This window comes from Burkholderia sp. WTPI3, from assembly GCF_021483755.1.
Taxonomy (GTDB): domain Bacteria; phylum Pseudomonadota; class Gammaproteobacteria; order Burkholderiales; family Burkholderiaceae; genus Burkholderia.
The window spans coordinates 1-10,085 of the sequence record NZ_JAGIXF010000144.1 but is presented as its reverse complement, the minus strand read 5'-3'; the positions used below and the strand labels follow the sequence as shown (position 1 = coordinate 10,085).

Annotated in this window: 10 protein-coding genes; 7 read left to right on the top strand and 3 right to left on the bottom strand. The window is 67.8% G+C overall.

Annotated elements, in window-relative coordinates; translation table 11 throughout:
* Positions 1–1,171: tRNA epoxyqueuosine(34) reductase QueG (gene queG / locus J7024_RS35030; RefSeq protein WP_234745912.1), on the bottom strand; the 1,171-nt coding region annotated here is incomplete at its 3' end.
* A gap of 17 nt (positions 1,172–1,188) precedes the next feature.
* Here queG and tsaE point away from each other — a divergent pair.
* Positions 1,189–1,740, top strand: coding sequence for a tRNA (adenosine(37)-N6)-threonylcarbamoyltransferase complex ATPase subunit type 1 TsaE (gene tsaE, locus J7024_RS35025; RefSeq protein WP_124827424.1), 552 nt, complete (start codon positions 1,189–1,191; stop codon positions 1,738–1,740).
* The gene (locus J7024_RS35020) at positions 1,722–3,257 is read left to right on the top strand and encodes an N-acetylmuramoyl-L-alanine amidase (protein ID WP_234745911.1); all 1,536 of its coding nucleotides are present in this window, start codon (positions 1,722–1,724) and stop codon (positions 3,255–3,257) included. Before tsaE ends, J7024_RS35020 begins: the two co-directional genes overlap by 19 nt.
* Positions 3,258–3,302: 45 nt before the next feature.
* On the opposite strand, the gene J7024_RS35015 is transcribed toward J7024_RS35020, so the two are convergent.
* The gene (locus J7024_RS35015; protein WP_175760884.1) at positions 3,303–4,181 is read right to left on the bottom strand and encodes an EamA family transporter; all 879 of its coding nucleotides are present in this window, start codon (positions 4,179–4,181) and stop codon (positions 3,303–3,305) included.
* A gap of 248 nt (positions 4,182–4,429) precedes the next feature.
* On the opposite strand from J7024_RS35015, the gene J7024_RS35010 reads away from it, so the two are divergent.
* Both J7024_RS35010 and trxA read left to right on the top strand, forming a co-directional pair.
* Positions 4,430–5,311 carry a pirin family protein gene (locus tag J7024_RS35010; RefSeq protein ID WP_124827430.1) on the top strand — a complete coding sequence of 294 codons (882 nt, stop codon included), beginning with the start codon at positions 4,430–4,432 and terminating at the stop codon, positions 5,309–5,311.
* Positions 5,312–5,363: 52 nt separating this feature from the next.
* Positions 5,364–6,212, top strand: coding sequence for a thioredoxin (gene trxA, locus J7024_RS35005; RefSeq protein ID WP_124827432.1), 849 nt, complete (start codon positions 5,364–5,366; stop codon positions 6,210–6,212).
* A 100-nt stretch (positions 6,213–6,312) separates the two neighbouring features.
* On the opposite strand, the gene tcdA is transcribed toward trxA, so the two are convergent.
* On the bottom strand, positions 6,313–7,170 hold the full coding sequence (gene tcdA, locus J7024_RS35000; protein WP_124827434.1) for a tRNA cyclic N6-threonylcarbamoyladenosine(37) synthase TcdA: 858 nt from the start codon (positions 7,168–7,170) through the stop codon (positions 6,313–6,315).
* Positions 7,171–7,298: 128 nt separating this feature from the next.
* Between tcdA and pdxH the strand changes: the two genes are divergently transcribed.
* The 3 genes from pdxH to J7024_RS34985 all read left to right on the top strand — a co-directional run.
* Positions 7,299–7,943, top strand: a complete 645-nt coding sequence (gene pdxH / locus J7024_RS34995) for a pyridoxamine 5'-phosphate oxidase (RefSeq protein ID WP_124827436.1) — start codon at positions 7,299–7,301, stop codon at positions 7,941–7,943.
* A gap of 127 nt (positions 7,944–8,070) precedes the next feature.
* Positions 8,071–9,291: an SAM-dependent methyltransferase gene (locus J7024_RS34990; RefSeq protein WP_124827438.1), complete on the top strand. Its 1,221-nt coding sequence runs from the start codon at positions 8,071–8,073 to the stop codon at positions 9,289–9,291.
* Between the two features lie 23 nt (positions 9,292–9,314).
* Positions 9,315–10,085: DUF72 domain-containing protein (locus J7024_RS34985; protein ID WP_234745910.1), on the top strand; the 771-nt coding region annotated here is incomplete at its 3' end.

The window sequence follows — 10,085 nt, the reverse complement described above, 5'->3', positions numbered from 1 at the left end:
CCCGCAACGCGGCGACGATCGCGTCGCGCGCATGCGACGCGAGCCGGTCCGCCGGCGCGCGCAGCGCATTGCCGAGCCCGACCGCGAGATTGCGCAGCCAGCTTTCATAACCGATACGCCGGATTGCGCTGCCTTGCATCCGCGTATCGAACGTGTCGGCATCCCAGCCGAACAGATCGACGAGCGCCGCGCGATCGAGGCCGTGCCGCACGTCGAAATCGGCGACGGGCGCGGCCTGCGCGAACTTGTTCCACGGGCACACGAGCTGGCAGTCGTCGCAGCCGTACACGCGATTGCCGATCAGCGGCCGCAGCGGCTCGGGAATGCTGCCTTTCAATTCGATCGTCAGGTATGAGATGCAGCGGCGCGCGTCGACGCGATACGGCTCGACGATCGCGCCGGTCGGGCATGCGCCGATGCAGCGCGTGCAACTGCCGCAGTGCGCGCCGGGCGTTTCGGGCGCGGTGTCGGGCGACACTTGCGCGTCGGTCGGCAGCGCAACGTCGACGTAGATCTCGCCGAGGAAGAACAGCGAACCGGCGTCGCGCTGCAACAACAGCGTGTGCTTGCCGCGCCAGCCGATGCCGGCCTTCTGCGCGAGTTCGACCTCGAGCACCGGCGCCGAATCGGTGAACACGCGATAGCCGAACGCGCCGATCTCGTGCTCGATGCGCTCCGCGAGCGTCTGCAGCCGGTTGCGCAGTACCTTGTGATAATCGCGGCCGCGCGCATAGATCGACACGACGGCCGCCTGCGGATCGCCGAGCCGCGCGCGCTCGCGTGCGCGCCAGTCGTGCGGCACGAGCGCGCCGGACGACGCATCGGGCGTGTCGGCGGCGAGCGTTTCGGCCGGCAAATAGGCGAGCCGCACGGAGATCACGCGTCGCGTACCGGCCACAAGTTCGGCCGGACGCGCACGTTTCATCCCGTGTTTCGCCATATAATCCATTTCGCCGTGGTACCCGGCTTCCAGCCAGGCGGCGAGGCCTGCTTCGGCATCCGAGAGATCGGTATCGCTGATGCCGATCGCCCCGAAACCCAATTCGCGCCCCCACGCCCTGATGCGAGCGGCGAGCGCAGTCAACGTCGCATCATCGAGCGCGCACGGCGCCGCGCCTTCGGCACGAGTCGAAGGCCTGTCGGATGCGGCGAGTTCCGGTAATCGGTTCATCGCACTATTTTACGAGAATGCCAGCCACGTCCCATACGCCTCATGCAGACACGCTGCCCGCCCCGCTCGCGGAGCGCGTGATCGCACTCGCCGACGAAGCGGCGACCGAGGCCTTCGGCGCCCGCTTCGCGCACGCACTCGACGCGGCGCGCAGCGAACTCGCCCGCGCCCATGCGTTCGACGGGCTGCAGATCCAGCTGGTCGGCGACCTTGGCGCGGGCAAGACGACCCTCGTGCGCGCGCTCCTGCGCGGCCTCGGTCACACCGGACGCGTACGCAGCCCGACCTACACGCTCGTCGAACCGTACGCATTCGCACGCGACGATGGGGAACTCGAGGTCTATCACTTCGATCTGTATCGATTCAACGATCCGGCCGAATGGTCCGACGCAGGCTTTCGCGAATATTTCAATTCCAGCGCGATCTGTCTCGTCGAATGGCCGCAACAGGCGGGCACCCTGCTCGGTGTGCCCGATCTGGTTTTCTCGCTCGACGTGGATGGCGACGGCCGCGCCCTCACCGTCCGGGCGTTCAGCGCTTCAGGAAAGGCATGTCTCGAAAGATGTTGATCAAACCGTTCCGCTCGATCGAATCGGCGGCCACCGCGACGCACAACTGGCGCCGCCGCCAGATCCTGCGCGCGGGCGCGTCGACGCTGGTGCTCGGTCTCGTCGCCCCGCGGCTTGCGCATGCGTCGTCGGTGCTCGGCGTGCGCGTGTGGCCCGCACGCGATTACACGCGCGTCACGATCGAATCCGATCAGCCGCTGCAGAATACCCAACAGCTGTTGCAGGGTCCCGACCGGCTCGTCGTCGACCTGAGCGGCCTCGATCTCGACCAGGCGCTGCGCGACCTCGTGTCGAAGATCGCGCCGAACGATCCGCAGATCCAGTCGGTGCGCGTCGGCCAGTATCAGCCGCACGTCGTGCGGATGGTGTTCGACCTGAAAGGTTCGGTGAAGCCGCAGGTGTTCACGCTGCCGCCGGTGGGCACCTACAAGTACCGGCTCGTGTTCGACCTGTATCCGGCCGTCGCCCCCGATCCGCTGACCGACCTGATCGCGCAGACGGAACGCAAGGAACAGGCCCTCAACGACACCGCGCGCGCGCAGCAGATGCAGCCGCCGACCGCGCTGACCGGCCCGGGCTCGCCCCCGCCGCCGCCCATGGCCGGCAACGACAACAGCGACGCGTTCTTCCAGCGTTTCGCGCAGAACACGCCGGCCACGCCGCGCACGCCGCCGGCCGCCGCCACGCCTTCGGCGCCCGCCAGGCCGGCCGTCAAACCGCCGCCCGTCATCGCGCGCCGCGACGACAGCGACGACGACAGCGACACCTACAAGTTCACCGCGCCGAAATCCGGCAAGGGCGGCACCGTGCGCCTGCTGACGGTCGCGATCGATCCGGGCCACGGCGGCGAGGATCCGGGCGCGATCGGCGGCGGCGGCACGTACGAGAAGCACATCGCGCTCGACAGCGCGAAGAAGCTGCGCGCGAAGATCGACGGCGCGCCGAACATGCGCGCGATGATGACGCGCGACGCCGACTTCTTCGTGCCGCTGAACGTGCGCGTGCAGAAGGCGCGTCGCGTCGGCGCAGATCTGTTCGTGTCGATCCACGCGGATGCGTTCACGACGCCGTCCGCGCGCGGTTCGTCGGTGTTCGCGCTGTCCGACCACGGCGCGACGAGCGCCGCGGCACGCTGGATGGCGAACAAGGAAAACTCGTCGGACCTGATCGGCGGCATCAACATCAAGACGCAGGACGCGGCCGTGAACCGCGCGCTGTTCGACATGTCGACGACCGCGCAGATCCGCGACTCGCTGCGCTACGGCGGCTACGTGCTGAAGGAAGTCGGCGGCATCAACAAGCTGCACAAGGGCTCGGTCGAGCAGGCCGGGTTCGCGGTGCTGAAGGCGCCGGACATTCCGTCGATCCTCGTCGAGACCGCGTTCATCAGTAACCCGGACGAAGAGCGCAAGCTCAACGACGACAGCTATCGCGAAGAGATGGCCGACGCGATCTTCCGCGGCATCAAGCGGTACTTTGCCGCGAATCCGCCGCTCGCGAAGAGCCGGATGGCCTGACGGCCGCCCTTCCCCCGCCGCCGGCACGCGCTGCGTGCCGGCGCGTCACGACGCCGCGAAATGGCGCATCAGCTTCCCGCCGAACACGTTCACCGCGAGCCCGCCCATCACGAGCGCGGCGCCGATCAGTTGCGCGCGCGTCAGGTGTTCGTCGAGAAACAGCGCCGACGACGCGAGCCCGACGATCGGCACCAACAGCGAGAATTGCGCGACCTGCGCGGCCGGATAGCGCGACATCAGGCGGCTCCACAAGCCGTAGCCGATGAGCGTCGCGACGAACGCGAGATAAACGACCGCGAAGATCGACGCGCCGTTCAGGCCGACGAGCGCGGCTTCGATCCGCTGCGGCCCCTCGAACCACAGCGACAGCAGGAAGAACGGCACCGGCGGCACGAGGCTCGCCCACACAACGAGCGACACGAGGTTCGCGCGGCCGACCTTCTTCGTGACGATATTGCCGAATGCCCACATCGCGGCCGAGCAGATGGTCAGCAGGAAGCCCGCGAGCGTCATCGCGCCACCGCCCTGCACCGCAATCACGACAAGTCCGGCCGCGGCGATCGCGAGGCCGATCAGGTTCTGCACGCGCAGCCGCTCGCCGAGGAACAGCATCGCGAACACGAGCGTGAAGAACGCCTGCGACTGCAGCACGAGCGACGCGAGGCCGGCCGGCATGCCGACGTACATGCCGGTGAACAAGAATACGAACTGGCCGAGCTGGATCGTCGCGCCGTAGAGGATCAGCATGCGCCATGGAATCTGCGGGCGGCGCACGAAGAACACCGCGGGCACCGCGGCGAGCGTGAAGCGCAGCGCGCCGAGCAGCATCGGCGGCATGCCGTGCAGGCCGACCTTGATCACGACGAAGTTCACGCCCCACGCCAGGATCACGATCAGCGCGAGCAGCAGGTCCTTCGGGGCCATCATCGGCGTCTCCTCGATTATCGAATGGTTGTTCTGAAGCCGGTCAGTCTACCGGGTTTCGCCGCGCGGCCCGCTCGATACCTGCGCCGTGCGCATGGAATCGGTTGCACGAGCGGCGGTGCAGCGACCCGACGATCGCTCCGCGCGGGCCGGGCTTGCCGGCCCGCGCCTGCACCGCACCGTTGCGCGCGTCGTTGCCGCGCGGCCAGTACAATGACCGGCATCCCCGCCGCCCTCACGAAACCGCCATGACAGATCCGATCAAAGCCCTGTTGAAGCCGCACGTCCGCGACATCGGCAACCTGCAGGTGCGCCGCACGCTGCCCGCGCTCGCCGCGCGCCTCGTCGGCCCGTTCATCTTCTTCGATCACATGGGCCCCGCGACGCTGCCGGCCGGTACCGGCCTCGACGTGCGCCCGCATCCGCATATCGGGCTCGCCACCGTCACCTACCTGTTCGACGGCGCGATCCTGCATCGCGACAGCCTCGGCTCGCTGCAGGAAATCGTGCCGGGCGACGTGAACTGGATGACGGCGGGCCGCGGCATCGTCCACTCGGAGCGCACCCCCGATGCGCAGCGCGGCAGCGGCCACACGGTGCACGGGATCCAGACCTGGGTCGCGCTGCCGGTCGCCAACGAGACCACCGAGCCGTCGTTCGAACACCATGCGGCCGACACGCTGCCCAGGCGCGACGAGAACGGCGTGGCGCTGACGGTGATCGCCGGCGACGCGTTCGGCCTACGCTCGCCCGTCACGACGTTCTCGCGCACGCTGTACGTCGCCGCCGAATTCGCGGCCGGCGGCCGCGTCGAGCTCGACGCGTCGCACGAGGAGCGCGCGGTCTACGTGGTCGACGGCGACCTGACGATCGACGGCACACCGGTGCCGGCCGAGCAGATGGCCGTGCTCGCGCCGGGCGCGTCGGTCACGCTCGCGAGCGGCAACGGCGCCCGCGCGATGCTGCTCGGCGGCGACAGGATCGACGGCGAACGCTTCATCGAATGGAATTTCGTCGCCAGCAGCCGCGACGCGATCGAGCGCGCGAAACAGGCGTGGACGAACCAGGAAATGGGCAAGGTGCCGGGCGAAACCGAGTGGATTCCGCTGCCCGAATCGAAGCCGCGTTGAAAAAGGGGCGTGCCGCCCCCATCCTGACGACATTCGAACGGAAGAGAACGACATGGACACCACGCTTGCCACTTTCGAGAAAGACGTCATCGAGGCGTCGCTGGACACGCCCGTGCTGGTCGACTTCTGGGCGCCGTGGTGCGGCCCCTGCAAGACGCTCGGCCCGCTGCTCGAGAAGCTCGAAGCCGACTACGAAGGCCGCTGGAAGCTCGTGAAGGTGAACGTCGACGAGAACCAGGAACTCGCCGCGCACTTCCAGACGCGCAGCATCCCGCACGTGATCGCATTCGCCGACGGGCGCCCGGTCGACCAGTTCGTCGGCGTGCTGCCGGAAGGCCAGTTGCGCGCATTCCTCGACCGGCTGCTGCCGGCGCCCGACGAAGCCGAACGCCGCGCCGCACAATACGCGATCGCCGAGTCGCGCTACGACGATGCGGTCACGCACCTCGAAGCGGCGCTCGCGCTGAACCCCGGCTTCGACGACGCGCGGCTCGACCTGATCGAGCTGCTGCTCGCGAACAACCAGGTGGACCTCGCGCGAGCCGAAACCGAACGCCTGTCGCCGCAGACAGTGCAGGGCGGCGATCCGCGCTACCAGGCGATCAAGACCCGTTTCGACGCACTCGACGCGACGGCCGACTTGCCGCCGACCGACGCCCTCGAAGCACGCATCGCCGCGAACCCCGCCGATCTCGAAGCGCGCTTCGACCTCGCGCAGAGCCTGATCGCACGGCGTGCGTACGAAGGCGCACTCGAGCAATTGCTGGAAATCGTGATGCGCGACCGCACATACGGCGACGATCTCGGCCGACGCACGATGATTTCGGTGTTCGAACTGGCGGGCGATCGCCCCGAACTCGTCGCTGCATGGCGACGCAAGCTGAGCATGGCGCTCAACTGACGCGCGACCGGCCGGGCTGCAATGGCCCGGCTGAATCGCCGCACCGCACACGGCGCGCGTGACGCGCCGCAGCATTCCTGAGCGTCGAACGATTCGACGCTCAGCCGGCGGCCCGCGCCGCGATCGCGCGCAGCGCATGCGCGGCGGCAGCGAAGCCGAAGCTCGCGGTCACGCACACGCTCGAACCGAACCCCGCACAGTTGAGCCCCGCGACATGCGCGGCCGCGGACGGCTCCGCACCGTCCTCGATGTCGCACGCGGCGGCTTCCGGATAGATCAGCGGCTCGTCGGAATACACGGCGCTCACCTTGAAGCGCGCCTTCGGCCCGCGCGGAAAGCCGTGCTGCTTGCGCAACTGCGCGCGCACCTTCGACAGCAGTGGATCCTGGATCGTCAGCGCGAGATCGTCGATACGGATGCGCGTCGGGTCGAGCTGGCCGCCCGCGCCGCCGACCGTGATGAGCGGCTGCCCTTTCGCGACACACCATGCGATCAGCGCGACCTTCGTACGCACGCTGTCGATCGCATCGATCACGTAATCGAAACCGCCGCCGAGCAGCGCATCGAAGTTGTCGGGTTCCGCGAAATCCTCGATCCGGTTCACGCGGCAGGCGGGATCGATCAGCGCGATCCGCTCGGCCATCGCATCGACCTTCGGCTTGCCGTAATTGCCGTCGAGCGCGTGGATCTGCCGGTTCGTATTGCTTTCCGCGACGTTGTCGAGATCGACCAGCGTCAGCGTGCCGATCGCGCTGCGGGCAAGCGCTTCGGCGGTCCACGAACCGACGCCGCCGATCCCGATCACGGCGACGTGCGCGCGCTCGAACGCGGCGAGCGCGGGGGCGCCATACAGCCGCGCGATGCCGCCGAAGCGGCGGTCGCGATCCACGTCAAGCTGGATTGTCGGGCTCGGGGTAAGATCAGAAGAACTGGGCAGGGCAGCGTCGGCAGCGGACATGGCAGCAAGGAAAACGTAAGTCGTGCAGCCCTCTATTTTGCCCGATATCCCCGCCCGTACGCGCCACTGTGCACGCACGATTCTTCAGCGTTCGCTATACTGGCCCCAGATTGAAGCGTTTGCATAACATGACGACTCTCGCCGATCTTCGCATCAACTATTCGCGTGCTTCGCTCGACGAAGCCGATGCCGCCCCCGACCCCTTCGCCCAGTTCGATCGCTGGTTCAAGGAGGCGCTCGCCGCCAAACTTCCCGAGCCCAACACGATGACGCTCGCCACCGTCGGCGACGACGGCCGGCCATCGGCCCGAATCGTGCTTATCAAGGGCGTCGACGAACGCGGGTTCGTCTTCTTTACCAACTACGAAAGCCGCAAGGGCCGCGAACTCGCCGTGCATCCGCAGGCGGCGCTGCTGTTCTACTGGATCGAGCTCGAGCGCCAGGTGCGCATCGAAGGCCGCATCGAGAAAACCAGCGCCGAGGAAAGCGACCGCTATTTCGCGTCGCGCCCGCTCGGCTCGCGCATCGGTGCGTGGGCCTCCGAGCAGAGCGCCGTGATCGACAGCCGCGCGACGCTCGAGGCGCGCGAGAAAGACATTGCCGAACGCTACGGCGAGAACCCGCCGCGCCCGCCGCACTGGGGCGGCTATCGCGTCGTGCCCGACGCGATCGAGTTCTGGCAGGGCCGCCCGTCGCGGCTGCACGATCGGCTGCTCTATACGCGCGACGCCACGGCGGCGCCGGGCTGGACGATCTCGCGCCTGTCGCCATAAAGGCGCCGGCAGCGCCGGCGCGGGCCGGTCGTATCTCGTGTTGCATCCGGGCACCCGCCTCGCGAGGGGCGGGCGCCGGTCAAGATACTTGGCTGTATTCGATTCAACGAACAAACGGAGAATCCAAATGTTCTGGGAAAAGAAGCTGGCACAGTGGGCGGACGAAGTACGGGCAAAGGCGAACATCCCCGCGCGCTTGGTGCTATGGAACGGCGAACAACTCGATTTCGGTACCTTCAGCGCGCCGCAGGTCACGCTGAAGGTCAACAGCGCGTCGGCGTTGCCGCTCCTGCTCGAACCGAGCCTCGACAATCTCGGCGAGGCGTACGTGAAGGGCAAGATCGACATCGAAGGCAGGCTGTCGGACATCATCAACATCAGCTATTCGCTGGCGCGCAGCACGGTCACCAGCGCGAACAAGCTCGCGCGCGTGCGGCGCTACTTCAATCACACGAAGAACACCGACAAGAAGGCGATCCAGTATCACTACGACGTGTCGAACGAGTTCTACCAGCTGTGGCTCGACGAGAACATGGTGTACTCGTGTGCGTACTTCGAGAACGGCGACGAAGATCTCGCGACCGCGCAGATCAAGAAGATCGACCACATCCTGACCAAGATCCGGCTCGAGCCCGGCCAGCGCCTGCTCGACATCGGCTGCGGCTGGGGCGCGCTCGTGCTGCGCGCCGCGCAGAAGTTCGGCGCCACGTGTCTGGGCGTGACGCTGTCGCAGAACCAGTTCGATCTCGCCACCGCGCGCGTGAAGGCCGCCGGGCTCGAAGACAAGATCGAGATCCGGCTGCAGGACTACCGCGAGATCGAGGGCCAGTTCGACCGGATCACGAGCGTCGGGATGTTCGAGCACGTCGGCCGCAAGAACCTGCCGCTCTATTTCTCGCGCGTGCACGACCTGCTGACCGACGACGGCATCGCGATGAACCACGGGATCACGTCGACCGACGCGGAAAGCGGCGAAACGGCGCTCGGCGGCGGCGAGTTCATCGACCGCTACGTGTTCCCGGACGGCGAGCTGCCGCACATCAGTCTCGCGCTCGAATCGGCGCAGCGCGGCGGGCTCGAGGCGATTGACATCGAGAGCCTGCGGCGACACTATGCGCGCACGCTCGAGATCTGGACCGAGAACTTCGAGGCGAAGGCGGACCAAGCGCGCGCGCTCGTCGACGACGAAAAATTCCGCATCTGGCGCGTGTATCTTGCCGGCTGTGCGTATGCATTCGAGCACGACGACGTGTCGATCTTCCAGATCGTGTGCCGCAAGGCCGGCCGCAGCGCGAAAACGCTGCCGTGGTCGCGGCGCTATATGTACGAAAACCCGCTGCCGCGCTAGGCGGCACTTGACGCTGGGCATGCATGGGTGACGGCAGGACGCGGCGCAACACGCCGCCGCAACGACAGCAGCGCGACGACGCGGACGGGTCGCACGCCGAAGAGCAATTCGACCTGTTCGGCGCATCGCCCGACGACGCAGCAGGCCGCAGCGAACCCGTGACGCCCGACGAAGGCGACGACAGGCCATCGCCAGTCCGCGCCCGCCGCGCATCGCCCCGCTCGTGCGCCCCGGACGAAGAACCCGCCCCCGCCTCCGGCATGCTGTGGGACGAACCGTCCCCGCTGGCCGCACCGCCGAAAAAAGGCCGGCGCCAGCGCGGTGTGGCGCCCGCGCCGGTCTCCGCGGAAGTCGCCGACGCGGCCGCCGCGCTGCCGCCGAACGTGCGGCTCGGTACGTCGTCGTGGTACTTCCCCGGCTGGGACGGCATCGTCTACGACGGCGACTTCGCACAGACGAAGCTGTCGCGCGAAGGACTCTCGGCGTACGGCGCGCATCCGCTGCTGAAAAGCGTGAGCCTGGACCGGTCGTTCTACGGCCCGCTGTCGGTGGCCGACTACCTGCGCTATGCGCAGCAGGTGCCGGACGATTTCCGCTTCGTCGTGAAAGCGCCGGCATCCGTGACCGACGCGGTGGTGCGGGGCCGGCGCGGCGAGCCGTCGGGGCCGAACCCGACCTTTCTCGACGCGCGGCTTGCAACGACGGAGTTCGTGCAGCCGTGTCTCGACGGGCTCGGCAAGAAAGCCGGCGTGCCCGGGTTCCAGTTCTCGCCGATGCCCGATCAGTTGCTCGCC

Excerpts from the sequence above, each read along its gene's own strand:
- tsaE (WP_124827424.1), top strand. The coding sequence starts at position 1,189 with ATGCCAGCCACGTCCCATACGCCTCATGCAGACACGCTGCCCGCCCCG.
- J7024_RS35020 (WP_234745911.1), top strand. The coding sequence starts at position 1,722 with ATGTCTCGAAAGATGTTGATCAAACCGTTCCGCTCGATCGAATCGGCG.
- J7024_RS35015 (WP_175760884.1), bottom strand. The coding sequence starts at position 4,181 with ATGGCCCCGAAGGACCTGCTGCTCGCGCTGATCGTGATCCTGGCGTGG.
- J7024_RS35010 (WP_124827430.1), top strand. The coding sequence starts at position 4,430 with ATGACAGATCCGATCAAAGCCCTGTTGAAGCCGCACGTCCGCGACATC.
- trxA (WP_124827432.1), top strand. The coding sequence starts at position 5,364 with ATGGACACCACGCTTGCCACTTTCGAGAAAGACGTCATCGAGGCGTCG.
- tcdA (WP_124827434.1), bottom strand. The coding sequence starts at position 7,170 with ATGTCCGCTGCCGACGCTGCCCTGCCCAGTTCTTCTGATCTTACCCCG.
- pdxH (WP_124827436.1), top strand. The coding sequence starts at position 7,299 with ATGACGACTCTCGCCGATCTTCGCATCAACTATTCGCGTGCTTCGCTC.
- J7024_RS34990 (WP_124827438.1), top strand. The coding sequence starts at position 8,071 with ATGTTCTGGGAAAAGAAGCTGGCACAGTGGGCGGACGAAGTACGGGCA.